At 67.5% G+C, this 25,589-nt stretch carries 19 protein-coding genes; 11 read left to right on the forward strand and 8 right to left on the reverse strand.

Annotated features, from left to right (window positions below; all coding sequences use genetic code 11):
- Positions 1 to 47: 47 nt before the first annotated feature.
- The 8 genes from phaP (at position 48) to RT97_RS10220 (ending at position 9,765) form a co-directional block, all read left to right on the forward strand.
- Positions 48 to 551, forward strand: a complete 504-nt coding sequence (gene phaP, locus RT97_RS10185; protein WP_042578668.1) for a TIGR01841 family phasin — start codon at positions 48 to 50, stop codon at positions 549 to 551.
- 13 nt (positions 552 to 564) lie between these two features.
- Complete coding sequence (locus tag RT97_RS10190; RefSeq protein WP_042578669.1) at positions 565 to 1,482, forward strand: alpha/beta fold hydrolase; 918 nt, start codon at positions 565 to 567, stop codon at positions 1,480 to 1,482.
- A gap of 29 nt (positions 1,483 to 1,511) precedes the next feature.
- A complete protein-coding gene (locus RT97_RS10195; RefSeq protein WP_042578670.1) occupies positions 1,512 to 1,949 on the forward strand; it encodes a hypothetical protein in 438 nt (145 codons plus the stop codon).
- The gene (locus RT97_RS10200) at positions 1,946 to 3,019 is read left to right on the forward strand and encodes an alpha/beta fold hydrolase (protein WP_042578671.1); all 1,074 of its coding nucleotides are present in this window, start codon (positions 1,946 to 1,948) and stop codon (positions 3,017 to 3,019) included. The genes RT97_RS10195 and RT97_RS10200 overlap by 4 nt, the downstream gene beginning before the upstream one ends.
- Positions 3,016 to 3,618, forward strand: coding sequence for a GNAT family N-acetyltransferase (locus tag RT97_RS10205; protein WP_042578672.1), 603 nt, complete (start codon positions 3,016 to 3,018; stop codon positions 3,616 to 3,618). Before RT97_RS10200 ends, RT97_RS10205 begins: the two co-directional genes overlap by 4 nt.
- 140 nt (positions 3,619 to 3,758) lie before the next feature.
- Entirely contained in the window at positions 3,759 to 5,012 is a 1,254-nt protein-coding gene (locus RT97_RS10210; protein ID WP_155403776.1) for a hypothetical protein, read from the forward strand.
- 807 nt (positions 5,013 to 5,819) lie between these two features.
- Positions 5,820 to 7,448, forward strand: coding sequence for a peptide chain release factor 3 (locus RT97_RS10215; RefSeq protein ID WP_042578674.1), 1,629 nt, complete (start codon positions 5,820 to 5,822; stop codon positions 7,446 to 7,448).
- Positions 7,449 to 7,581: 133 nt separating this feature from the next.
- Positions 7,582 to 9,765, forward strand: coding sequence for a hypothetical protein (locus tag RT97_RS10220; RefSeq protein ID WP_155403777.1), 2,184 nt, complete (start codon positions 7,582 to 7,584; stop codon positions 9,763 to 9,765).
- A 19-nt stretch (positions 9,766 to 9,784) separates the two neighbouring features.
- Here RT97_RS10220 and RT97_RS10225 read toward each other — a convergent pair whose 3' ends face one another.
- Genes RT97_RS10225 through RT97_RS10235 form a run of 3 tightly spaced genes read right to left on the reverse strand, consistent with a single transcriptional unit; the run spans position 9,785 to position 12,431 of the window.
- Entirely contained in the window at positions 9,785 to 10,588 is an 804-nt protein-coding gene (locus RT97_RS10225; protein WP_042578676.1) for an ABC transporter permease, read from the reverse strand.
- 5 nt (positions 10,589 to 10,593) lie between these two features.
- Positions 10,594 to 11,436: an ABC transporter permease gene (locus RT97_RS10230; protein ID WP_042578677.1), complete on the reverse strand. Its 843-nt coding sequence runs from the start codon at positions 11,434 to 11,436 to the stop codon at positions 10,594 to 10,596.
- Complete coding sequence (locus RT97_RS10235) at positions 11,436 to 12,431, reverse strand: ABC transporter ATP-binding protein (RefSeq protein WP_042578678.1); 996 nt, start codon at positions 12,429 to 12,431, stop codon at positions 11,436 to 11,438. The genes RT97_RS10230 and RT97_RS10235 overlap by 1 nt, the downstream gene beginning before the upstream one ends.
- Positions 12,432 to 12,525: 94 nt before the next feature.
- Here RT97_RS10235 and RT97_RS10240 point away from each other — a divergent pair, with 94 nt between their 5' ends.
- Positions 12,526 to 13,371 (forward strand): HAD-IIB family hydrolase, encoded by an 846-nt coding sequence (locus RT97_RS10240; RefSeq protein ID WP_042578679.1) that lies wholly within the window; start codon positions 12,526 to 12,528, stop codon positions 13,369 to 13,371.
- Here RT97_RS10240 and RT97_RS10245 read toward each other — a convergent pair.
- Complete coding sequence (locus RT97_RS10245; RefSeq protein WP_042578680.1) at positions 13,361 to 14,614, reverse strand: MFS transporter; 1,254 nt, start codon at positions 14,612 to 14,614, stop codon at positions 13,361 to 13,363. The two genes, RT97_RS10240 and RT97_RS10245, sit on opposite strands and share 11 nt — an antisense overlap.
- Before the next feature lie 88 nt (positions 14,615 to 14,702).
- Between RT97_RS10245 and RT97_RS10250 the strand changes: the two genes are divergently transcribed.
- On the forward strand, positions 14,703 to 15,278 hold the full coding sequence (locus RT97_RS10250; protein WP_042578681.1) for a TetR/AcrR family transcriptional regulator: 576 nt from the start codon (positions 14,703 to 14,705) through the stop codon (positions 15,276 to 15,278).
- A 108-nt stretch (positions 15,279 to 15,386) separates the two neighbouring features.
- A complete protein-coding gene (locus RT97_RS10255; RefSeq protein ID WP_042578682.1) occupies positions 15,387 to 16,457 on the forward strand; it encodes a Fic family protein in 1,071 nt (356 codons plus the stop codon).
- Between the two features lie 6 nt (positions 16,458 to 16,463).
- On the opposite strand, the gene RT97_RS10260 is transcribed toward RT97_RS10255, so the two are convergent.
- The 4 genes from RT97_RS10260 to uvrA all read right to left on the reverse strand — a co-directional run bounded on the left by RT97_RS10260 (position 16,464) and on the right by uvrA (position 25,529).
- Complete coding sequence (locus tag RT97_RS10260) at positions 16,464 to 17,432, reverse strand: Bug family tripartite tricarboxylate transporter substrate binding protein (RefSeq protein ID WP_042578683.1); 969 nt, start codon at positions 17,430 to 17,432, stop codon at positions 16,464 to 16,466.
- Positions 17,433 to 17,528: 96 nt separating this feature from the next.
- Positions 17,529 to 18,575, reverse strand: a complete 1,047-nt coding sequence (locus RT97_RS10265; protein ID WP_042578684.1) for a histone deacetylase family protein — start codon at positions 18,573 to 18,575, stop codon at positions 17,529 to 17,531.
- Positions 18,576 to 18,611: 36 nt separating this feature from the next.
- On the reverse strand, positions 18,612 to 19,661 hold the full coding sequence (locus tag RT97_RS10270) for an ornithine cyclodeaminase (protein ID WP_042578685.1): 1,050 nt from the start codon (positions 19,659 to 19,661) through the stop codon (positions 18,612 to 18,614).
- Between the two features lie 117 nt (positions 19,662 to 19,778).
- Positions 19,779 to 25,529, reverse strand: a complete 5,751-nt coding sequence (uvrA, locus tag RT97_RS10275) for an excinuclease ABC subunit UvrA (protein ID WP_042578686.1) — start codon at positions 25,527 to 25,529, stop codon at positions 19,779 to 19,781.
- Between the last annotated feature and the right edge of the window lie 60 nt (positions 25,530 to 25,589).

Here is a 25,589-nt window from a genome sequence, read left to right on the forward strand (position 1 = left end):
CGGTCCTTGCCATTCACCCGTTCACCCGACACAGGAGATACCGCACCATGGCCACTGCCAAGAAAGCCGCCGCCAAGAAGACCACTGCCAGCAGTAGCAGCAGCAGCGCCAGGACGGCGGCTCCCAGCGCCGCCGACATGCTCAACCCGATGAAGAACCTCAAGGGCATGACCGATCGCCTGCAGGAGCTCAACCTGACCGGCGGCGCGGGCAAGCTGCTCGAGAGCGGCCGCAAGGACCTTCAGGCGCTGATGCAGGCGAACGAAAAGTCCTACCAGGGTCTGCAGACCGTGGTGCAGCGGCAGACCGAAATGATCAAGAGCGCCATCACCGAATGGCAGACGGCCGCCAAGGAAATGCCCGGCAACGACGCCAAGGCCAACCTCGCCAAGCTCGACGAGCTCGGCCGCCAGTCGTTCCAGCGCGCCATCGACGACATCAAGGAACTGGCCAACCTCGCGGCCAAGTCCCAGGCCGATGCGTTCGACGTGGTGCGCCAGCGCATCCAGTCCAACGTGGACGAAGTGACCAAGCTGCTGCAGCGCAAGTAGCCAAAGGCGCGCGATGACCGCCGTTCCGCCCCGCACCGAGCGGCGCACCCGCGCCAACGGCATCGAACTCGCGTGGGACAGCTTCGGCGACCCCGACGCGCCGCCGCTCCTCTTGATCATGGGCCTCGGTGCCCAGATGGTTGCCTGGGACGATGCCTTCTGCGCGCGCCTGGCCGAAGCGGGCGGCCACCGCGTGATCCGCTTCGACAACCGCGACATCGGCCATTCGACGCACCTGCCGCACCTGGGCATTCCGGACATCCAGGCACTGATGCTGCAGGCCATGGCGGGCAAGCCGCTCGCGGTGCCCTACACGCTGCGCGACATGGCGGCCGACTGCATCGGCCTGCTCGACGCGCTGGGCATCGATCGCGCGCACATCGTGGGCGCCTCGATGGGCGGCGCCATCGGGCAGGAGATGGCCATCCACCACCCGCAGCGCATGCGCTCCTTCACCAGCATCATGTCCACGACCGGCAATCCGGCGCTGCCGCCGCCCACGCCCGAGGCGATGGCGGTGCTGTTTTCGCCGACGCCGCTCTCCTTCGATGCCTACCTGCCGCACTACAAGAAGATCTGGCATGTGCTGCGCGGCCCCGACTTTCCGCTCGACGAGGCACGCGATGCCGAACGCGCGCAACTGATTTATCTGCGCGGACTCAACCCGGGCGGGGTGGCGCGCCAGCTGGCGGCAATTTTCGCGTCCGGCAACCGCAAGCCCGCGCTGCGCGACGTGCAGGTGCCGACGCTGGTGATCCACGGCGACGCCGATCCGCTGGTGCCGGTGGCCTGCGGCGTCGATGTGGCCGATGCCATTGCGGGTGCGAAGCTCTTGCGCATTCCGCGCATGGGCCACGCGCTGCCGATTCCGATGTGGCCGCAGATCATCGACGCCATCGCCGCGCACACCGGGCAGCGCCGCGACCATTGAACGACCGGCAGACGACGGGGCCTGTGTCCATGAACAAGTTCTCCCCCCTCGACCCGATGGCCATGTGGCGCGAGCTCACCGCCCAGTGGGAAAAAAGCACCAACGAATTCGCCAACGAGACCATGGCCTCGGACCCGTTCCGCCAGGGCATGCACGGCGGCATGAACGCATCGCTCACCGCGCAGAAGGGGCTGGCCGACCTGATGGCGCGCTACCTCACGATGCTGAACCTGCCCACGCGCGCGGACATCCAGGCGCTCGGCGAGCAGTTGCAGCGCATCGACGATCACCTGGCCCACATCAGCCGCGCGATGGAGGGCGAGCGCAGCCCGGCAACCTCCACGGCGGTGCACGCGCCGCCCCGGCCGCGCCGCACCAAACAGCCGCCACAGGCCGCGGCCACCGCAAATGCCCCGGCACCGGCGCCCACACCCAGGCGCCCCGCAGGAAAGCGCAGCGCGCGATGAACCCCGCTGCCGACGCTCTGGCCCTGCCCGACATCGGCGCGGAGATCGAGCGCGCGATCCAGCGCAACATCAAGGGCCTGGATTTCCTCACATCCGCGACGCCCGCGGTCGGCCAGACGCCCAAGGACGAGATCCACCGCCGCGGCACGCTGAGCCTCTACCACTACCGCCCGCAGGTCGACGAGATCTACCGCGTGCCGGTGCTGATGGTGATGGCGACGACCAACCGCGCCTACATCTTCGACCTCGCGCCAGGGCAGAGCATGGTCGAGTACCTGCTCCTGAAGGGCTACGACGTCTACGTGATGGACTGGAACGCGCCGCGCGCCGACGAGAAGCGCCTGCGCATCGAGGACTACGTGCTCGACTTCATTCCCGATTCCATCCGCCGCGTGCAGGAAGACTCGGGCGAGGAAGACGTCACCATCGCCGGCTACTGCATGGGCGGCGTGCTCTCCACGCTCTATGCGGCGCTGCACCCGGACGGGCCGATGAAGAACCTCGCGCTCTTCACCACGCCGATCGACTTCAGCCGCATGAAGCTTTTCCATGCGTGGTCGGACCGGCGTTATTTCGATGTCGACCGGCTCATCGACACCGTTGGCAACGTGCCGCCCGAGATGCTGTTCGCCTCCTTCGACATGCTGCGCCCCGCGGGCCGCAGCGCCGGTGTGGTGCAGCTGTGGGACAACATGGCCAACGACGAATTCGTGAAGTCCTATCGCATGTTCGACCGCTGGGGCGCCGAGATGCTGCCGCTGGCCGGCGAGTACTTCCGCCAGACCGTCAAGGAACTGATGTGGGACAACAAGCTCTTCAGTGGCGAGCTGGTGCTCGGCGGGCGCAAGGTGCGCCTGGAGAACATCAAGGTTCCGGTGCTGCACGCGCTCGCGCAGCACGACCACATCGTTCCTTATGAAGCCGGCCAGCCGCTCATCGCCAACATCGGCTCGGCCGACAAGGAAGAGGTCGTCCTGAAAGGCGGCCACGTCAGCCTCGCCGCGGGGGCCAACGCGGTGCGCCGGCTGTGGCCCAAACTCGACGACTGGCTTGGAGTGCGATCGACATGACCATCACCTTGGCCTCCTCCTCCCGCAACTACCCGCGCACCGTGGCGAACAGCGACGGCGACATCGAGCTGCGCTTGATGACCGCGTACGACGCCCCCGCGGTGCTGGCCTTCGCGAAGGCGCTGCCCGCGCACGACCTGCTCTTCCTGCCGCGCGATATCACCGAGCCCAAGGTGATGGGCGCCTGGGTGCGCGCCATCGAGCGCGGCGACATCGACAGCGTGCTTGCAGTGCGCGGCAGCACGGTGCTCGGCTGCGCGGCGGTGATTCGCGACCCGCATTCGTGGTCGGGCCACGTGGCCGAGCTGCGCGTGCTGGTGACGCCTGCGCTGCGCGGCAGCGGCCTCGGGCAGCACCTCGCGCAGGAAGGCTGTGCGCTGGCAGTCGAACGCGGGCAGGAAAAGATCGTCGCGCAGATGACGGTCGACCAGCGCGGCGCCATCGCCGTCTTCCAGGCGCTGGGCTTCCGGCCCGAGGCGCTCTTGAGCAAGCACGTGAAGGACCGGCAGGGCCAGGCGCACGACCTGGTGGTGCTGAGCAACGACGTGGCGCAGTTCGAGGCGCAGATGCGGGCGTATGGGGTGACGGAGGCTTTTTAGGGCCTTCGGCGATAACAATTGCTCAGCCTTTGTAATCAAAAGCATCCAAAAATGAGCGTCTGAGGCTACGATCCCGCAGTGCCCGGAGGGGGCGCGTGGTCGGTGCGCACGGCACCGGTGAGCGGATCGGAGAAAAAACAATGAAGACGACAGTTGCTGCGCTGTGGAGCGCGGTTGTTTTGTGCATGGGCCTCGCGGCTTGCGGTGGGGGTGGAGGAAGTGGCGGCGGGAACGGCATGGGCGCACCGGCTGCTGCCGATATCGGCGGGCCTGCCGTTTCAGGTTCGCCGGCGCTCCAGGCACCGGGCGATGAAGAAGCGCCGTCGCTGACGGCCCAGACGGCAACAAGCACAGCCCTCGACGCACAAGCCATCGCTGCGCGCCTGAACGCCGCGGACGCGCGCAACGGCCTTTACTACGTCTATGCCGCGAACGGGACCAACGGCACGCGGCAAAAGCTCCGCGTCAACTTCGACACCAAGAGCTACACGCTGACCGACCACCTGGGCCAGGCGACGTCCGGCACCTTCGGGGAAGACCCCGGTGAGCCCGGCACGTACCTCTTCGCGAGCAGCCGCATCACCGGCGCGGTGAACACGGCGCGTTTTCGCATTGCCGCCGACGCCATCGTCGGCGCGTTCCCGTTCGAGAAGCCGTGGTCGAACCCGGTCAGCTACCAAGTCACCGCCTTCATCGCGGCACGCGCCTTCGTGACCGACCCCGCACAGCTCGACGGCGAATACAACCGCCTGGGCATCAGCCTCAACAGCGACGGCAGCGCCGACTCGCAGATCGTTCCGATGCTCATCTCGGGCAAAGGCACGCAGTTGATGATGTGCTTCGACAGCGCGATCTACCAGCCGGAGGCTTGCCCGCTCGGATCGCGGCGCGTCTACACGATCACGCCGGGGGCGGATTTCGTCTGGACCGGCACCAACGTCAACGCGCCCACCGACGTGCTGGGTTTTCGCATGGCACGTATCGGCGGACAGAACGTCGCGCTGCTGGGAGGCGCCACTTCCACGGCCCCGGACGTGCGCCCCTTCCGCATCGCGTTGCGCGACGTGACCACCTGGCCCACGGCGCGCTACGTCGGCAGTTCCTCGGACGGCCGCTGGGGCACAAATCTCATGGGGCCTGCGACCACGTCGCGTACCAGCTTCGATGCAACAGGAACATCCACCACCCTTGCCCTGCCGGTGAACGACGCCGACCCCCGAATGCCCCAAGGCATCCGCCTGATCAACGGCAGCGGCGTGGACAGGTATTTCGCGACCCAGAACGGCACGCTGGCGGTGATCGTCGGCGCGCGCAATCCCGGAACACAGGGCTACATCCAGATCGGCCTGTTCAAGGACAACGGCGCTGTCGATTCGCGAAGCGGCAGCTATTAGGCTTACTCCGCACAACGCGGTCCGGCGAAGCTGACGCTCGACTTCGATGCCGGCACGTACCAGATGTACGAAGCCTTCCAACAGGCCAGCAGCGCACGTTCGGTGCCGATCCCTCCGATCCCGGCAGCTATGTCTTTGCCAGCCCGCGCATCGCAGGCGTCGCGAACACGGCGCGGTTCCGGGTGACTGACGACGCGATCGTCGGTGCATTCCCGTTTTATGTGAGCGCGCTCGCCACGCCGCAGCACCAGGTCCAGCCTTTTCGTCGCGGTGCGTAACCTGGTCAAGAGCCAGGCCGATCTGCCGGGCAGTTAGAGGACCTCATCATGGCCGGCACGCCCGCAGCCCTCGCACCCCGCTATCTGTCTTCCAGCACTGCACGCGTGGTCATCGGCCGAACGGCGAGCTGACGAAGATCTGCAGGCTGCCCCCGGTCACCACCTGCGACCCTGAAGCATCGCCGGCCCCTTCGTCGTGGCAAACGTAGGGAGCCGCAGCACTGGTCACCGGCCCATCGAACTATGCGGGCACCTGCCCGCGAGCCGATGGCACGACGGCGCCGTTCGGACTGACGCTCGGAGTCGTGGCGAACAACGGGCCGGTCATGACCGGTACCGACGCCGGCGGCACGCCGCTCCTCGCAATCAACGACGGCCGCTTCGTGTCCGCGATGCTGTCGAACGGCGATGCGAGCCAGTTGCACATCGGCTTGGCGAACTGACCTGAGAGATAGGAGCATTCGACCTCGGCGGGGGTGGCTGGGGTCGTCCTTCTAAAATCGGGTGATTCCCCCGCAGATTGCCCACCTTGTCTTTTGTAGCCGAAACCCGCCGCCGCCGCACCTTCGCGATCATTTCCCACCCTGACGCCGGCAAGACCACGCTGACCGAAAAGCTGCTGCTTTTCTCCGGCGCGATCCAGATCGCCGGCTCGGTGAAGGCGCGCAAGGCCTCGCGCCACGCGACCTCCGACTGGATGGAAATCGAAAAGCAGCGCGGCATCTCGGTGGCTTCGTCGGTCATGCAGATGCTGTACCGCGACCACGTGATCAACCTGCTCGACACGCCCGGCCACAAGGACTTCTCGGAAGACACCTACCGCGTGCTCACCGCCGTCGACTCGGCGCTGATGGTGATCGACGCCGCCAACGGCGTTGAAGCGCAGACGCGCCGCCTCATCGAAGTCTGCCGCCAGCGCGACACGCCCATCATCACCTTCGTCAACAAGATGGACCGGGAAGTGCGCGAGCCGCTGGACATCCTGGACGAAGTGGAGCGAGAGCTCGGCATGCCCTGCGTGCCGATGACCTGGCCCGTGGGCCAGGGCAAGAGCTTCCGCGGGATCATGAACCTGCGCACGCAGACGATGACGGTGTTCGAGTCGGGCAGCGAACGGCTGCCGCACGACTTCGAGACGATCCCGCTGTCGGACCGCGAAACGCTGGCCAAGCGCTTCGGCGCCGATTTCGAATCCGCCATGGACAGCATGGAGCTGGCCACCGGCGCTTCGCCCAGCTGGGACCGCGAGGCGTTCCTCGCCGGCAAGCAGACGCCCGTATTCTTCGGCTCCGGCGTGAACAACTTCGGCGTGATGGAAGTGCTCGATGCGCTGGTCGACCTCGCACCGTCGCCGCAGTCGCGCACCAGCACCACGATGGTCAACCGCCAGCCGGTGGTGAAAGAGATCCAGCCCGAGGACAAGGACTTCGCGGGCGTGGTCTTCAAGGTACAGGCCAACATGGACGCCAACCACCGCGACCGCATCGCCTTCGTGCGCATGGCCTCGGGCAAGTACACGCCCGGCATGAAGCTCAAGGTGCAGCGCACCTCGAAGGAGCTGCGCCCCACCAGCGTCGTGACCTTCATGAGCCAGCGCCGCGAGGCCGTCGAAGAAGCCTATGCGGGCGACATCGTGGGCTTCACCACGCACGGCGGCGTGCAGCTGGGCGACACCATCACCGACGGCGCGAGCCTGCAGTTCACCGGTCTGCCCTTCTTCGCGCCCGAGTTGTTCATGACGGTGATTCTGAAGAACCCGCTGCGCACCAAGCAGCTGCAGCAGGGCCTGGCCCAACTCGGCGAAGAGGGCGCGATCCAGGTGTTCCGTCCCGAGGTCGGCGGCCCGATGCTGCTGGGCGCGGTTGGGCAGTTGCAGTTCGAAGTGGTACAGCACCGCCTGAAGGCCGAGTACGACGCCGACGTGCGGCTCGAGGGCTGCCAGTACACGGGCGCGCGCTGGATCACGGCCGATACTCCGGCCGAGTTGCGCGAGTTCGTCAACGCCTATCCGGTGCGCATGGCCAAGGACGCGGCCGACACGCTGGCCTTCCTGTGCACCTCGCCCTACGACGTGCGGCTGGCGCAGGAGCGGTTTCCGAAGATCCACTTCCATCCGCTGCGGGAGCACGCGGGGTTGGCGCTGCAGAGCGCCGGCTGACGGTGTAGCAATTCGACAGTAAAAACGCACAGTCCCTATTGCCAGTAGGTCATCCCGGTTACGATTGGCGACACAAAAAAACCCCGGCCTTGCGAGGCCGTGGCCATCGTCGATAACACGCGGGAGGAGACTGATGTTCGCTGTCAGTTGGTCGAAGTCGCTGTCGAGTGCAGCGCTGGTGTGTCTGGTTCTCTCTGGCTGCGGAGGCGGCGGGGGTTCCAGCGGTTCGGGAGGCATTTCAGCCGGAGGGCTCGGCAAGGTGGCCGAGTCCGATGCGCAGTCCTCGTCGGCGGTGCTCCAGGCACTCAGCGACGATCCGGCACCTTCCTTCATGGCCCAGATCGGCGACAACGCCGGACCCGATCTGTCGGGTGTCCAGGGCCGGCTCGATGCCCCGGATTCGCGAAACGGGAGCTACGCGGTCTACGCGGCCAATGGCACGCAACTGACCCTGTCGATCAACATGAACGCGAAAAGCTACGTGATGACCGACCCGGAAGGGGCCTCGGCGTCAGGCAGCTTTGCTGAAGACTTCACCGAACCCGGCACCTACGTCTTCGACACCACGCGCGTCCCCGCCCTCATGAACCTGGCGCGCTTCCGCATCACCGCCGACGCCGTGGTCGGCCAGTTCCCGTTTGCGAACGCTTACTCGAACCCCGCAACCTACGCGGTGCAGCCCTTTATTGCCGCTCGGACCTTCGTGACGGCCGGTGCAACGCTGGACGGCGTCTACAACCGCCTGGGAATCAGCCACAGCCGCAACGGCAGCGTCGACTCCCAGGTCGTGCCGCTGCGCATCTCCGGCACGGGCACCTTGCTCGATATGTGTTTCGACAACACGATCTACACGATCGACGCCTGCCCCACGGGATCGAGGCGGTCCTACGCGCTGGCTGTGGACGCCAGCGCGAGATGGACCGGCACCAACGTCGCCAATCCCGACGACAAGATCGGTTTCCGTGTGACCCGCATCAACGGCCAGAACGTCTACCTCTCGGCCGGCGCCAGCACGAGCGATCCCGACACGCAGGTTTTCCGACTGGCCGTGCCGGAGTCGGCCAGCTGGCCGTCCGTCACGACGCGCGGTGGCTCCACGGTGGGCACCTGGGGCAGAACGACCCTGGACACCACCACCTACCTGCGCGCCGCCGCATACGCGGAAGACAACTACAGGACCCTGACCGTCCCCGTCACGCCGCTGGCCTCGGGTCCTGAGGGTATTCGGGTGGTGACCAATGGCACCGAGAAGTACCACGTCGCGCAGGGTGCAGGCCTGGCCATCGTGACCGGCTTCCGCACCATCGAGAGCACCGTGGGCTACATCGCCTTCGGGCTTGTCGAAAGCGGTTCGCCCGGCGACCCGCGCAACGGCCGCTACAAGGTGTTCACCGTCAACGGCACACAACAGACGCTGCGCATCAACCTCGACACCAAGCGCTACGAGATGACCGACAACACGGGCGCAACCGTGGCCGGTGCGCTCGCGGACGACGCGGCGGAAGCAGGCACCTATGTCTTCGCCACGGACCGGGTGGCGGCCACGCCATACAACACGGCGCGCTTCAGGGCCTCCGGCGACGCGGTCGTCGGCGGGTTCCCGTTCGCAGTGGCCTACTCGAATCCGACTACTTATGCGGCGCAGCCATTCATCGCCGCGCGCGCCTTCGTGACCCGTGCCGCGGACCTCGACGGCACGTTCAACCAACTGGCCGTGACCCGCAACGCCAGCGGCGCGGACTCGTCCATCACCACGTTCAGGATCCAGGGTGCAGGCACGGGCATGGTGCTGTGCAACAGCAACACGATCTCTGCCGTCGATGCGTGCCCGGCCGGATCCCAGATCGGGTATTCGGTCGCCTGGGACGCCGCCAACGCCCGTTGGCAGGCCATCCGGCTCGACAACCCGGACCCTAACCAGGGCCAGATCTTCCACATGGCCCGCATCGGTGGCCAGAACATCCAGTTGCGCGCTGCGTTCGGTGCGAGCCAGGCCAGCACGATCTTGCGCATCGGGCTGCCCGAATCGGCGGCATGGCCTTCGGTCACAGCGCACGGCCATTCCAGCGACGGTGCATGGGGTTCCTCGGTGCTGAATGCCGGCCTGAACGAGCGCACGAGCACCAGCGTAAACGGCACCATCGGCACGCTGAGCTTCCCGGTGACCGTGATCGGCGGCCCATCGGCGCTGCGCAGCGTGAACGGCTCTGGAGCCAACAAGTACTTTGAAGCCAGGTCGTCCGGCCTCAGCGTGCTCATCGGCGCGCGCACCAACGTCAACACGCAGGGCTACATCCAGCTCAACCTGGTGGATTGAAGCAGCCTGCGAAAAAGTCCTAGCTGCCTGTCGACGCGTAGCGGCGCACCCCCAGCCGCCACACGCCGAAGGCAGCCGCCAGGAACACGAAGCCCGTGGCCGGCGAAACGATGCCGACCCAGGCCGGCGCGCCGAGCGGATCGACCTTGCCCAGGATCGCCAGCGCCGGGTAATAGGCCACGCAGGCCAGCGGTACCACGAAGGTCAGCACGCGACGAAACCACCGCGCGTACAGCGCGAGCGGGTACTGCGCCGCCTGCACGCCGCCGTAGGTGAGCACGTTGGCGATCTCCAGGCTCTCGACGGTCCAGAACGACAGCGTGCCCTGCAGCACGAGGATGCCCAGGAACAGCGCGACGCCGCCGGCCAGCGCGAACAGCGCGATCGCCACCGCGGCCGGTGTCCATTCGATGCCCGCCTGCTGCGTGGCGAACGCCACGACGGCCAGGCCCTGCAGCAGGCGGCCCGCGCGGCTGATACGGAAGTCGTTGCCCATCAGTTGCAGCGCCAGGGGACGCGGCCGCAGCAGCAGGCGGTCGAAGGCGCCGGTGCGCAGGAACTCGGTGCCGAGCACGTCGAAGCCGCGGCCCAGTGCGTCGGCCAGCGCGAACATGCAGTTGACCAACCCGTAGAACAGCGCCACTTCGCCGATGCGCCAGCCCTGCACGTCGCCGAAGCGGTGAAAGAGCGCCCATACGACGATCACCTCGATGCCTGTCCCCAGGAACTGGCCGACCGTCAGCATCAGCGCCGAGGCCGGATAGCGCGCCTGGCCGCCGATGGACGCGCGCACGAGGCGAAAGAAAAGAGCGAGCGAGCCCATCCCGGTCAGCCGCCCTGGATCTGGAGGCTGCGCATCGTGCGGCCCATCGCCAGGCGCCCCGCCGCGACCAGCGCGGCGATCCAGAAGCACTGCAGCCCCAGCGCGGCCAAGGCATGCCACCCGGCGAGTTGCCCGAAGTACAGCCGCGCCGGGATGTCCATGAGCCCGGCCAGCGGCTGGACCAGCAGCACCGTCTGCCAGGCGTCCGGCAGCAGCGCGAGCGGCAGCAGGTTGCCCGAGAGCACGATGACGACAGGCGTCGCCACCGCGCTGATGCCGCGCTCGTTGAGCGCTGCGGTGGCGGCGACGTTGAGCAGCATCACCATCGATGCCGACAGCAGCAGCGCCAGCACCGTGGACACAAGGAACGCGAGCCCCGCGGTCCAGCTCGCGGGCAACTGCCACGCCCATTCGCCGAGCCCCGCCAACGGCAATGCGACCGCCGCGGATGCCGCCATCAGTGCCACGCGCGGCAGCACGCGCGCGGCGATCCATCCGGCGCTGCGTGCGAACCACAGCGCATAGGCGTCCACCGGGCGCAGCCTGTCGTAGGCAACCGCGCCGGTGCGCACGGCCTGAGCCACTTCGGGGTCGCCGAGCCAGGGCAGCAGCACGAGCAGCCCCTGGGCCAGCCATGTATAGGTGATGGCCTGTTCGAGCGACATCGACGAACTCGCGCCTGCGATGGCCGTGCCGCCATAGAAGGCGGCGAACACCATCACCTTGATACCGCCCCACCAGCACTGCGTCGCGAACCCCGCAAGTGCAGCGGTGCGGTACTGCAGCATCTGCAGGAAGCGCGAGGCGAAAGCCGCGACGTAGGGGCGCACGAGGGTTCGCAGCTGCATCACGCTTCGGCCGCTCCATGCATGGCGTAGAAGCGTGCGATCACCGCCTCGATCGCCATGCCTTCGAGTCGAATGTCTTCCACCGCGTGTTCGGCCGCGATGCGCGCGATCAGCGCCGGCGCGGTGGTCACCGAAGGATCGAAATCCAGCACCAGCGTCTGGCCGTCGCGTGCGCGCACCGTGGCGCCGGGCACCTGCGCGGGCAACGCGGCGTCCTGCGAGAAATCGACGATCAACCGGCGCTCGGCCATCACCTGCGCGCGCAGCGCCTCGACCGGGCTGTCGGCCAGCACGCGGCCGTGGCCGATGACGATCACGCGCTGGGCCAGCGCCTCGATATCGTGCATGTCGTGCGTGGTCAGCAGCACCGTCGTGCCGCGCTCGCGGTTGGCGCGGCGCACGAAGTCGCGCACCGCGAGCTTGGAGGGCGCATCGAGGCCGATGGTCGGCTCGTCGAGAAAGAGGATGTCGGGCTCGTGCAGCAGCGCCGCCGCGATCTCCGCGCGCATGCGCTGGCCCAGCGAGAGCTGGCGCACCGGCTGGTCGAGCACGCGTTCCAGGTGCAGCAGCGCGACCAGCTCGTCGCGCGTGCGCCGATAGCGCTGCGGATCGACGCGGTAGATGTCGCGCAAGAGGTCGAAGCCGTCGCCCACGGGCAGGTCCCACCACAACTGCGTGCGCTGGCCGAAGACCACGCCGATGCGCCCCACGTGGCGCTCGCGGTCCGCGAAGGGATCGCGGCCGTCGATCTCCACGCGCCCGCCGTCGGGCCGCAGGATGCCTGCGAGGATCTTGATGGTGGTCGACTTGCCCGCGCCGTTCGGCCCGATGAAGCCGAGCAGCTCGCCGCGCTGCAGCTCGAATGACACGCCGGCGAGCGCCTCCACCGTCCGGTGCCGGCGCTGCAGCAGGCCGCGCAACGCACCCATCACGCCCGGGTCGCGCTCGGAAATCCGGTAGGTCTTGAGAAGGTTGTCGACGAGGATGTGGGGCATGGAAATGTGCCGCGCCGGCCTGGAAGGCGCGGCGGGGGCGGGATGCTACACGAAAGCGCCGGTACGATCTCGGGCTCTCCAGAGATTCATCGCCATGTCTTCTTCATCGTCTTCGTCCGCCCTCCCCGCCTCGCCCACGCACCTGCTGCCGCTCGATCGCTGGGCGGCATCGGCGCGCAGCGCGATCGCCGGCGTGTTCACGGACATCGACGACACGCTCACCACCGACGGTGCGATCACGGCCGATGCGCTGCAGGCACTGGGCGACCTGAAGGTAGCCGGCTTCGCCATCGTGGCGATCACCGGCCGGCCGGTGGGCTGGAGCCTGCCTTTCGTCAACACCTGGCCGGTCGATGCGATCGTGGCGGAGAACGGCGCGGTGGCGCTCCTGCCCGCCCCCGGCGGGCAGATCGAGAAGCGCTACCAGCAGGATGCGCCCGCGCGCGCCGCCAACTTCGAGCGCATGCAGGCGGTGCTGGCGCGCATCGAGCGCGAGATTCCGGGCGCGCAGCGCGCCACCGATTCGGCGGGGCGCGAGACCGACATCGCCATCGACCACAGCGAGTTCGTGCAGCTGGGCGAGGAGACCATCGCGCAGGTCGTCGCGCTGATGCGCAGCGAGGGCATGCACGCCACGGTGAGCAGCATCCACATCAACGGCTGGTACGGCGACAACGACAAGCTCGAGGGCGCGCGCTGGATCGTGCGCGAGCTGTGGGGCCGCACGCTCGACGACGAACTCGACCGCTGGGCCTACGTGGGCGATTCCACCAACGACCAGCTGATGTTCCGCACCTTCGCGGGCAGCATCGGCGTGGCGAACGTGGCGCGCTTCGTGCCGCAGCTGGAGCACCTGCCGCGCTACGTGACCGAAGGCGAGCGCGGCGTCGGTTTTGCCGAAGCGGCGCGCGCGATTCTCTCGGCGCGCGCTATCGGCTGACCGGCAGGCGGCGCAGCGCCGCCCATTGCCGCCAGATGCCCAAGGCTGCGATCAGCAGCAGCACGGCCGCGTAGCCTTCCACCGTGTTCAGCAGGCCGAGCGGCTTCACCAGGAAGCCCGCGAGCATCGCCGGCAGGCTGAACGCGAGGTAGCAGACCACGAAGATCGCGGCGAAGAGTTCGCCGCGCTCGTGCGAATCTGCCAGCGGCGCCAGCGTCTGCACCAGCGCCGAGAACGCACCGCCGAAGCCCAGGCCCGCGATCGCGGTGCCCACGAAGAACAGCGCGAGCGACTTCGTCGCCAGCGACGCCAGCAGCAACACCAGCCCGACCGCGATGCTGGCCGCGCCGAAGACCACGGTGCGCGGCGCGGGGAAGCGGCCGAGCAACGTGGGCGCGAGCGCGCCGAAGCCCGAAAGCACCGCCACCGTGAGCCCGTTGACCACGCCGTTGTCGATGTGGAACACATGCAGCATCAGCGACGGCGCAAGCGACAGGTACAGGCCGCCCAACGCCCACACCGCGATGAACACCGGCAGGCCGCGCACGAAGTCGGCCCGTGCCCGCGCGGGGATCGACACGCGCGGCACCAGCGAGGCCAGCGCGCCGGGGCGCGGCGTGACGGTCTCGGGCATCCACAGCACCACGACGGCGCCCACCGCGAACACGCCGGCCAGCACGCCGAACACCAGCATCACCGGCTGGCCGCTGAACTTCACCGCCATGCCGGTCAGCAGCGCGCCCACCGCAAGGCCCGCGAGCGGCGACACGCTGGTGATCAGCGCGCCCAGGCGCTTGCGGGATGCCGGCGCCGCCTCGACCACCGCCGCGCTCAACGCGCCGCTCGCGATGCCCGTGGCCACGCCCTGCACGATACGCGCGCCGATCAGCCCGGCGATGTCCTGCGCCAGCACGAAGAGTCCCATCGCCACTGCCTGCAGCACCAGCGCCGCCAGCACGACCGGTCGGCGGCCGATGTGGTCGGACAGCGAGCCGGCCACCAGCAGCGAGATCAGCAGCGCGATCGCGTAGATCGCGAACGCCACCGTGAGCATCGACGCCGAGAAGCCCCAGGCATGCTGGAACACGACGAACAGCGGCGTCGGCGCGGCGGCCGCGAAGAAAAAGGCGAAGAGCACCGCGGCCAGCAACGGAAAACCGACCGCCGACGGCAGGCGCCACGGCTTGGAACGGGCAGCGACGTCGGCCGTGGCAACGGCGAGTTCAGGGCAGGAGGAAGACATATCTGATCCTTAACGCAACTTTTTTAGCTTTTGCGATTCTAGACCTGCAGATCCACTAAAGCAAATAACTTTGCGTTAAAGTCCTCGCATGAACGATGTCGTCCTTCCCAGCAAGCGCCCCGGCGGCCGCAGCGCCCAGGTGCAGGCACTGGTGCGCACCGCCCTCGAACAACTGGTGGCCGAACAGGGGAGCGAGCGCGTCACCGTGCCGGCCGTGGCCGAACGCGCGGGCGTCAGCGCCTCCAGCATCTACCGCCGATGGGGGGATCTGTCAGGTCTTCTGGCCGAGACGGCCACGCGCCGGCTGGACCCGGACCGCCCGCTGCCGAACACCGGCACGCTGCGCGAAGACCTGATCGCGTGGGCGCAGGAGCTCATCACGCACCTGGCGCAGCCCTGCAGCAAGTCCCTGTTGAAAGCCGCAGCCGCGCTGGCCACCGGCGATGCGGACACCGATTGCCTGCGCAACCGCCGCAAGGAAGCGCTGACGCTCGTCGAGCAGGCGCATGCCCGCGGCGAGCATGCGCCCGAGGCGCAGCAGGTGATCGATCACCTGATTGCGCCGATCGTGTTCCGCTTGGTGTTCGGGGCCGATCCGGTGAAGCCGGAGCTGGCGGAGCGGTTGGTGGGGGAACTGTTTGCAATCGCGCCGGCCGCCCGCTAGTTTGTCTCGCTTTTTTAAAGTCTTCTTGAACGATGGCATCTGTCATGTATAGAAAATTCGTTTTTTTATACATGTCAGGTCTAACATGTATAGGAATCCGAGACGCCTATGCATTCCCCTCAACCCCTCGAACACCTCGACCCGGCGCGTTTTGATACGCCCGCCATTCTGAAAAAGCTCGCCAGTGCAAGCCGACAGTTGGCGGAGCTCAAGGGCATCGCTGCAGCTATCCCCAATCAGGGCATCCTGATCAACACCCTGGGCTTGCAGGAAGCAAAGGACAGCTCGGAGATAGAGAACATCGTCACCACGCACGACGAATTGTTCAAGGATGACGTCCTGCCCGAGGCGTTCGCCAATCCGGCGGCCAAAGAGGTGTTGCGGTACAGGCAAGCATTGCGCGTGGGCTTCGAGCAGGTGCGCGAGAGCGGGCTGATCACGACCAATCACATCCTTGTAATCCAGTCCGAACTCGAAAGAAACAACGCGGGTTTTCGCAAGCTGCCGGGTACCGCACTGAAAGATGGCGGCGGCCGGACCGTCTACATGCCGCCGCAAGACCCCACCGAGATCGTCGCACTGATGCGAGCGCTGGAACGTTTTATCAACGAAGCCGATTCGTTCGCTGTCGACCCGTTGATCAAGATGGCGCTGATCCACCATCAGTTCGAGAGCATCCATCCGTTCTACGACGGCAACGGACGCACAGGGCGCATTATCAATGTGCTCTACCTGGTGAAGGAGCGGCTGCTCGACATCCCCGTGCTCTACCTGAGCAGCCACATCATGCGCACCAAGGCTGACTACTACCGGTTGCTGCAGAGCGTGCGCGACGACGATGCATGGGAAGAATGGGTTCTTTACCTGCTGGACGCCGTAGAACGGACTGCAAGCCAAACCATTGCGACCGTCAACGCGGTCAAGGCGGCCCTGTTCGATTACAAGCACCGGATTCGCGCGGGCTACAAGTTCTACAGCCAGGACCTGATCAACAACCTGTTCACCCATCCGTACACGAAGATCGAATTCGTGCAGCGAGACCTGCAGGTCTCGCGCCTCACGGCGACCAAGTACCTGGAAGCACTGGTCGAGGGAGGCTTTCTGCAGAAACAGAAGATCGGGCGCGGCAATTTCTATATCAACGTCGCCCTCACGCCCATCCTTCAGGGCTCCCGATAGAGCGCGTTATTTCTCCTTCGCCAACCCCAGCTTCTCGATGACCACCTTCTCCTTGACCACCGTGTCCTGCGCGAACTTGGTGTACGTCGCCGAGCTCATGTAGTTCGGCAGCATGTCGTAGCGGCCGAGCGAGGCCACGTAGCTCGGCTCTTCCATCGCCTGCTTGAACGCGTCGTGCAGCTTCTTCACCACCTCGGGCGACGTGCCCTTGGGCGCGCCGATGCCGAAGGGCGAGTTCTGCACCACGTCGTAGCCCAGTTCCTTGAGCGTGGGCGCGTCGGGGAACTTGGCCAAGCGCTTCTCGCCCCAGGTGTTCAGCACGCGCAGCTTGCCGGCCTCCACTTGCGGCGCGAAGCCGGTGCTGTCGGCGGCGGCCATCAGCTGCCCGCTGACCACCGCGAGCATCAGGTCGGCGCTGCCCTTGTAGGGCACGTGCTGCAGTTCGATGCCGGCCTTCTGCGCGACGATCTCGGTCGTCAGGTGCGGGCTGGTCAGCGTGCCGGTCGAGCCGTAGGTGAGCTTGCCGGGGTTGGCCTTGGCGTAGGCGACGAAGTCGGCCCAGGTCTTGAACGGGCTGTTGGCCGGCACCACGATGCCGAAGGCGTAGCCGGTGACGTTCAGGACGTAGGTGATGTCCTTGAGCGGGTCCCAGTTGATCTTGGTGGTGTAGCCGAGGCGAAACACGCCCAGCGGAATCTGCGCGACGGTGTAGCCGTCGGGCTGCGCGGTCTGCAGCGCCTGTGCGGGCAGCGTGCCGCCGGCCCCGGGCTTGTTGTCGATGATCACCGGCTGGCCGAGGATCTTGCTCGCGTTGTCGGCGAGCTGGCGCATCGTGATGTCGGTCGGGCCACCCGCGGGGAACGCGATGACCAGCTTGATCGGCTTGTTTGGAAAAGCCTGGGCAAGCGCCGCCAGCGGAAATGCGAGGCCGCACGCGGCGAGCGTGGCGGCACAGAGAAGGGAACGGCGGGACATGGCGAAGGCTCCTGAAAACTTGAAGAACCGCGGATTGGGCCCTGCCCCGCCCGATGCGGCAATCGGGGCTCACCCGATTGCTGTCGCCGAGGTTCCTCAGCGCGCCGCCTGGCCGAAACCCTCGAGCACGTTCACCGTGTTGATGCCCACTTCGGCCACCGCATAACCGCCTTCGAAAACGAACACCGTCGGTAACCCCACGCGCGCGAGGTCTTCTCCCATGCGCAAGTAGTCGTCGCTCTTGAGCTTGAAGCCGGAGATCGGATCGCCCTCGAAAGTGTCGACGCCGAGCGAGACCACGAGCGCGCCGGCCTTCACCTTCGCGATGCCGTCGAGTGCCGTCTTGAGCGCCGCGCGCCATGCGGTGAAGTCGGTGCCGCGCGGCAGCGGCAGGTTGTGGTTGAAGCCTTCGCCTGGGCCGGCGCCGCGCTCGTCGGCGTGGCCGAGGTAATACGGGTAGTCGGTGAACGGATCGCCGTGCAGGCTGGCGAAGTGCACGTCGCTGCGCTCGTAGAAGATGGACTGCGTGCCGTTGCCGTGGTGGTAGTCCACGTCGAGCACCGCGACGCGCTCGACACCCGCGTCGCGCAGCGCCTCTGCGGCCACCGCGGCGTTGTTGACGAAGCAGTAGCCGCCGAAGAAGTCGGCGCCCGCATGATGGCCCGGAGGCCGCGTCAGCGCGAAGGCCGAGCGCTCGCCGCCGAGGACGCGCTGCGTCGCCGTCCAGGCGCACGCCGCGCCCTGCCGCGCGGCGGCCCAACTGCCGGCCGTGAGCGGCGTGCCCGCATCGAAAGAGAACAACCCCAGGCGCGCCGGAAAGCTCTGCGGCAGCACGTCGGTGCGCATGCCGCGCGTGGGCCAGTACGAGGGGAGCGCGTCGCGCGATGCATTCGCCGGATCGAGCGCCACCCACTCGTCCCATGCGCCTGCGATGAACTCCAGGTAGCGCGGTGCATGCACCTTCGCGAGCAGCGCATCGTCGAGCGCATCGGGCGCCTGCAGCGAACCGAGCCCGCGGCGCTCCAGCTCATGCCTCACATGGTCGACGCGGGCCGGCACCTCGAAGCAGGGCACCAGCTCGCCACGGAACATTTCGACTTTGCCTTGATGCAGTGCGTGCTGGTCGTTGTAGATGGTGAGCATGAAGAAAAACAGGGTCGGCGTTGCGGAAGTCGCCGATCATGCCGCACGCCTCAGCACCGCCCGGCGCCTGCCGGACGCGGTGAGCTCGAACAGGTCCTTCGGGTCGTCCAGCTCCGGCACCAGCGCGATCTTCTGGCCGATGCCGCGCTCGATGGCCAGCTGGTGGATGTAGCGCAGCGCGGTGTAGTCCTCCAGCGCGAAGCCGACCGAATCGAACACCGTGACCTGTTCGGCGGTCTCGCGCCCGGGCACTTCGCCGAGCAGCACCTTCCACAGTTCATGCACCGGGAAATCGGCCGCCAGCTGCTGGATCTCGCCCTCGATGCGGGTCTGCGCCTCGTATTCGACGAACACGCGCGCGCGCCGCAGCACGTCGGGGTGCAGCTCGGTCTTGCCGGGCGAATCGCCGCCGACCGCGTTGATGTGCATGCCCGGCTCGATCATCTCGGGCGTGAGCACGGTCGCGTGGCCTTGATGGGCGGTGACGGTGGTGACGATGTCCGCGCCGCGCACCGCATCGGCGGCCGAGCGTGCGCGCACGATCTCCAGCGGCGTGCAGGCCGAAAGATGCCGCACCAGCTTGTCGGTGGCGTGCGCGTCGGTGTCGAACACGCGCACTTCCTCGATGCCCAGGAGCGCGTGGAAGGCCAGCGCCTGGAACTCGCTCTGCGAGCCGTTGCCGATCAGTGCGAGGCTGCGCGAATCGGCCCGCGCCAGGGCCTTTGCCGCCATCGCCGAAGTGGCGGCCGTGCGCAGCGCGGTGGTGAGGGTGAGTTCGGACAGCAGCACCGGATAGCCGGTGTCGACCTCCGCCAGCACGCCGAAGGCCATGACGGTCGGCAGCCCGACCGACGTGTTGTGCGGATGCCCGTTGACGTACTTGAAGGCGTAGGCGCCGTCGTCGGCCACCGGCATCAGCTCGATCACGCCAAGGTGCGAGTGACTCGCGACGCGCGCCTTCTTGTCGAACTCGCGCCAGCGAAGGAAGTCGTCGCGCAGCGCGTCGGCCAGCGCCTCGAGGAATTGCGGAACGCCGGTTTCATCCACCAGGCGAACCAGGCTGTGAACATCGATGAAGCGGGTCATGACATGGCTCCTTGCGTAGCCCGGCACGGCGCTTCATCCCCTCACATGTTCACTCCACCATGGCTGATTCAGGATGCGCCTGCGCCAAGGGTTCGAACCATTCTGCGCCTGCCTGCATCACCGCGCCAGTACCGGTGCCAAGGCTTTACCCGTATGGGTAGCCAGTCGCACGACCTCCTCCGGCGGCGCCGCGGCAACGATGCGTCCGCCGGCGTTCCCGCCTTCCGGACCGAGGTCGATGATCCAGTCGGCCTCGGCGATCAGGTCCAGGTCGTGCTCGATCACAACCACGCTGTGGCCGCCGTTCACCAGCCGGTGCAGCACGTGGATCAGCTTTTCGACGTCGGCCATGTGCAGGCCCACGGTCGGCTCGTCGAGCACGTACAGCGTGTGCGGCGCCTTCTGGCCGCGGCGGGTGATGTCGTCGCGCACCTTGCTCAGCTCGGTCACCAGCTTGATGCGCTGCGCTTCGCCGCCCGAGAGCGTGGGCGAGGGCTGTCCCAGCGTGAGGTAGCCCAGCCCCACGTCCTTGAGCAACTGCAGCGGATGGCTGATGTTGGGCATGGCCGCGAAGAACTCGACCGCCTCGTCCACTTCCATCTTCAGCACGTCGCCGATGCTCTTGCCGCGCCAGCTCACGGCCAGCGTCTCGGGGTTGAAGCGCGCGCCGTGGCACACCTCGCAGGGCACCTTCACGTCGGGCAGGAAGCTCATCTCGATGGTGCGCACGCCCGCGCCTTCGCAGCCCGGGCAGCGGCCTTCGCCGGTGTTGAAGCTGAAGCGCGCCGGGCCGTAGCCGCGCGCCTTGGCCTCGAGCGTGTCGGCGAAGAGCTTGCGGATGGTGTCCCAGAAGCCGATGTAGGTGGCCGGGCAGCTGCGCGGCGTCTTGCCGATGGGGGTCTGGTCGACCTCGAGCACGCGGTCGATGGTCTCGTAGCCCTCGACCTTGCTGCAGCCGGCCCAGGCCGCGCGCTTGCCCGCGGCGTCGGCGTCGCGGCCGGCCTTGGTCATGCGCTGGATCACGATGCCCTGCACGCTGGCCAGCAGCACGTCGCGCGCGAGCGTCGACTTGCCCGAACCGCTGACGCCGGTGACCACCACGAGGCGGTGCAGCGGCAGCGTGGCGGTCACGTCCTGCAGGTTGTGCAGGTCGGCGCCGTGCACGGTGAGCCATTGGCCGCTGTCTTCCGCCTTCGGGTTGGGCGAAGGGATCAGGCGCCGCGCCTGCAGCGGATGCTTGATGGCATCGCGGAGGTACCGGCCGGTCTGCGAATCGCCTGCGGCCTCGATGTCGGCCACCGAGCCTTCGGCCACCAGGCGCCCGCCGCGCTTGCCGGCGCTCGGACCGATGTCGATGATGTGGTCGGCGCGGCGGATGGTGTCTTCGTCGTGCTCCACCACCACCAGCGTGTTGCCCTTCTCGCCGAGCTTGTGCAGTGCGTTCAGCAGGATCTGGTTGTCGCGCGCATGCAGGCCGATGGTCGGCTCGTCGAGCACGTAGCACACGCCCTGCAGGTTGCTGCCCAGCTGCGCCGCGAGACGGATACGCTGCGCCTCGCCGCCCGAGAGCGTGGGCGCGCCGCGGTCGAGCGTAAGATACCCCAGGCCCACCTCTTCGAGGAATTCGAGGCGGCTCTTGATCTCGGGCACCAGGTCGCGTGCGATCTCGGCCTCGCGGCCGGTGAGCACCAGCCCTTCGAACCACTGGCGCACCTCGGTCACGCTCATGCGCGCGAGCTCGGTGATGCCGATGCCGCCCGAGCCGTCGGCCGCGGTGCCGAAGCCCACGGCGCGCGCCGTGGCGTTCAGGCGCGTGCCTTCGCAGGTCGGGCAGGCGGTGTCGGCCAGGTCTTCGATCTCGGGCTCGGCGAAGGTCTGTTCGCGGCCCTTGTTGTCGTCGTCGCGGATCGAATCGTCGAAGACCTTGCGCTGGTCCTTGCTGAGCTTGACGCCCGTGCCCACGCAGTCTGGGCACCAGCCGTGCTTGCTGTTGTAGCTGAAGAGGCGCGGATCGAGCTCGGCATAACTGGTGCTGCACACCGGGCAGGCGCGCAGCGTGGAGAACACGTTGACGCGGCCGATGCCGGCGGCCGAAACGCCGGCCATCATCGCGGCCTTCAGGCCGTCGAGCTGGCTCAGCACATGCACCACGCCCTTGCCGTGTTCGAGCGCCTTGGTGAGCGCCTCGCGCAGTTCGTTCTCGCTGGAGGGCAGCACGTCGAGGCTGGCCACCGGCAGCTCGATGCTGTGCTCCTTGAAGCGGTCGATGCGCGGGAAGCCCGTGGTCGGCAGGAAGTCGCCGTCCACGCGCAGGTGCGTGAAGCCGCGCGGCCGCGCCCAGTCGGCCAGCTCGGTGTACACGCCCTTGCGGTTGCTCACCAGCGGCGCGAGCAGGCCGATGTGCTGGCCCTTGAAGTTGCGCATCAACTGCGCAGCGATGCTGTCGGGCGTCTGCGGCTGCACGGCCGCGCCGTCGTGGATGCAGTGCTGGATGCCCAGCTTCACATACAGGAGGCGCAGGAAGTGCCACACCTCGGTGGTCGTGCCCACCGTGCTCTTGCGGCCGCCGCGCGAGAGGCGCTGCTCGATGGCCACGGTCGGCGGAATGCCGTAGACGGCATCGACCTCGGGGCGCCCCGCCGGCTGCACGATGCTGCGCGCGTACGCGTTGAGCGATTCGAGATACCGTCGCTGCCCTTCGTTGAAGAGGATGTCGAAGGCCAGCGTCGATTTGCCCGAGCCGCTTACGCCCGTCACCACGCTGAACTTGCCGCGCGGAATGTCCACGCTGAGGTTCTTCAGGTTGTGCTCGCGCGCATTCACGATTTCGATCGCGTGGCTGCCGGGCGCCGTCTTCGCGTTCGCGATGTAGCGCCGTGCCGCGCGCTCGGCCACCTTGTAGGCCTCGGGACCGATGGCCAGCTCGTAGTCGGCCAGCGCGGCGCCGGTGAGCGAGGCGCGGTTCTCGCGCAGCTGCTCGGGCGTGCCCTCGGCCACCACCTTGCCACCGCCCTCGCCGCCTTCGGGGCCGAGATCGATGCACCAGTCGCTCGCGCGGATCACGTCCAGGTTGTGCTCGATCACGATCAGCGAATGGCCCGCGTCCAGAAGCTTGCGCAGCGCGCGCATCAGGCGCGCGATGTCGTCGAAGTGCAGGCCCGTGGTCGGCTCGTCGAACAGGAACAGCGTGCCCTTGCGTGCGACCGACTGCTTGCTTGCCGTGGCGCTCTTGGCGGCTTCGGCGAGGAAGCCCGCGAGCTTCAGGCGCTGGGCTTCGCCGCCCGAGAGCGTGGGCACCGGCTGGCCGAGCTTGACGTAGTCCAGGCCCACGTCGGAAATCGGCTGCAGCACGCGCAGCACGTCGCGGTCGGCCTCGAACACGGCGGCCGCCTCGGCCACGGTGAGGTCGAGCACGTCGGCCACGTTGTAGTTCCTGCCCTTGCGCTCGACCTTCACTTCGAGGATTTCGGGGCGGTAGCGCTTGCCGTCGCAATCGGGGCAGCGCAGGTACACGTCCGAGAGGAACTGCATCTCGACGTGCTCGAAGCCCGAGCCGCCGCAGGTCGGGCAGCGCCCGTCGCCGGAGTTGAAGCTGAACTTGCTCGCGGTGTAGCCGCGCTGGCGCGAGAGCGCCGCGGTGGCGAAGATTTCGCGGATCGCGTCCCACGCGCCCACGTAGCTCGCCGGGTTGGAGCGCGCGGTCTTGCCGATGGGCGACTGGTCGACGAAGACCACGTCCCCCAGGTGATCGGCGCCCAGCAGGCGATCGTGCGCACCCGGCGTTTCCGTCGCCTTGCCGAAGTGGCGCATGAGCGCGGGCGCCAGCACGTCCTGGATCAGCGTCGACTTGCCCGAGCCGCTCACGCCGGTGACGCACACCAGCCGCGCGAGCGGGAACTCGACCGTCACGTTCTGCAGGTTGTGCTCGCGCGCGCCTTCGAGGATGAGCCGGTGCGTGTTCTCGCTCACCAGGCGCTTGAAGCCCATGCCGATCTTCTTGCGGCCGCCCAGGTACTGGCCAGTGAGGGTGTCGGCGTCGCGCAATTGGTCGGTCGTGCCGTCGAACACGATCTGCCCACCGCGGATGCCGGGGCCGGGGCCCATGTCGATCACGCGGTCGGCCGCGAGCATGACGGCCGGGTCGTGCTCGACCACCACGAGCGTGTTGCCCGCATCGCGCAGGCGCAGCATGGCCTCGGTGATGCGGTTCATGTCACGCGGGTGCAGGCCGATGCTGGGCTCGTCGAGCACGAAGAGCGTGTTGACCAGCGAGGTGCCGAGCGCGGTCGTGAGGTTGATGCGCTGCACTTCGCCGCCCGAGAGCGTGCGGCTCTGGCGGTCGAGCGTGAGGTAGCCGATGCCCACGTCGTGCAGGTAGCGCAGGCGGGTGGTGATTTCCTCGAACAGCAGCTTCAGCGCCTGCGCCTCGCCTTCGCTCGCGGGGCTGCCGTTGCCGTGGTGCTCGACGCGGTCGAAGAACCTGCGCAGCCGCTCGATGGGCAGGAGCATCAGGTCGTGCAGGCAAAGCCCCGGCAGCGCTTCGAGCTGCGCACGCGACCACTTGACGCCGGTCGGCATGAAGCGCTTTTCGGGCGGCAGCACCGCGTCGGCGTCTTCCTTGCTGCCGATGCGCCAGAGCAGGCTGTCGAGCTTTAGCCGCGCGCCGCTGCAGACGGGGCACGGCGTGTAGCTGCGGTACTTGGACAAGAGCACACGGATGTGCATCTTGTAGGCCTTGCTCTCCAGGTAGGCGAAGAAGCGGCGCACGCCATACCACTGCTTGTTCCAGTTGCCTTCTTTGTAGTTGGGCGTGCCCTCGATCACCCAGTGCTTCTGCTCCTCGGTGAGCTTGTTCCAGGGCGTGTCGCGCGGAACGCCGGCGGCCTCGGCGTGGCGCATGAGGTCGTCCTGCGCCTCTTTCCACGCGGGGGTCTGGATGGTCTTGATCGCGCCGGCGCGCAGCGTGAGCTTGTCGTTCGGGATCACGAGGCCCAGGTCGACGCCGATCACGCGGCCGAAGCCGCGGCAGGTGTCGCAGGCGCCGACCGCCGAGTTGAACGAGAACATCGACGGGATCGGGTCGGTGTAGCGGATGTCGCTCTCGGGGCAATGCAGGCCGGTGGAGAACTTCCACACATCGGTCGGTGCGTTTTCTTCAGCGCCGGTGGCGTACACCGTGACGCGCCCGCTGCCGCGCTTGAGGGCCACCTCGATCGCTTCCACCACGCGCGAACGCTCGGCGCTCGAGATGCGAAAGCGGTCGGCCACCACGTCGAGCACCTTGCGCGCGCCGGTGGGCGTGGCCACCTCGCGCTCTGACTGCACCCGCGTGAAGCCGCTGGCCGAAAGCCACTGCGTCACTTCTTCGGCCGACGTGCCTGCAGGCAGCTCGACCGGGAAAGTGATGACCAGCCGCGGATCACCCGCCGCGGCCGCGCGCTCGGCGATCTGCGCATAGATGCTGTCGGGCGAGTCGTGGCGCACCGGGAGCGCAGTCTCGCGGTCGAAAAGCTGCGCCGCACGGGCATAGAGCAGCTTCAGGTGGTCGTTCAGCTCGGTCATCGTGCCGACCGTGGAGCGCGAGGAGCGCACCGGGTTGGTCTGGTCGATGGCGATGGCGGGCGGCACGCCCTCCACCTTGTCGACGGCCGGCTTGTCCATGCGGTCCAGGAACTGTCGCGCGTAGGCGGAGAAGGTCTCCACGTAGCGCCGCTGGCCTTCGGCGTAGAGGGTGTCGAACACGAGGCTCGATTTGCCCGAGCCGCTGGGCCCGGTGACCACGGTCATCTCGCCGGTGCGGATGTCGAGGTCGAGGTTCTGGAGGTTGTGCTGGCGCGCGCCGCGAATCCGGATGGAGCCCTGTGTCATGAATGCCTTGGGGGGTGGGGCAAACATTCTAGGGATAGGTCGGTGACGCATCTGTGCACT

Source organism: Variovorax paradoxus, from assembly GCF_000834655.1.
Lineage (GTDB): Bacteria > Pseudomonadota > Gammaproteobacteria > Burkholderiales > Burkholderiaceae_C > Variovorax > Variovorax paradoxus_F.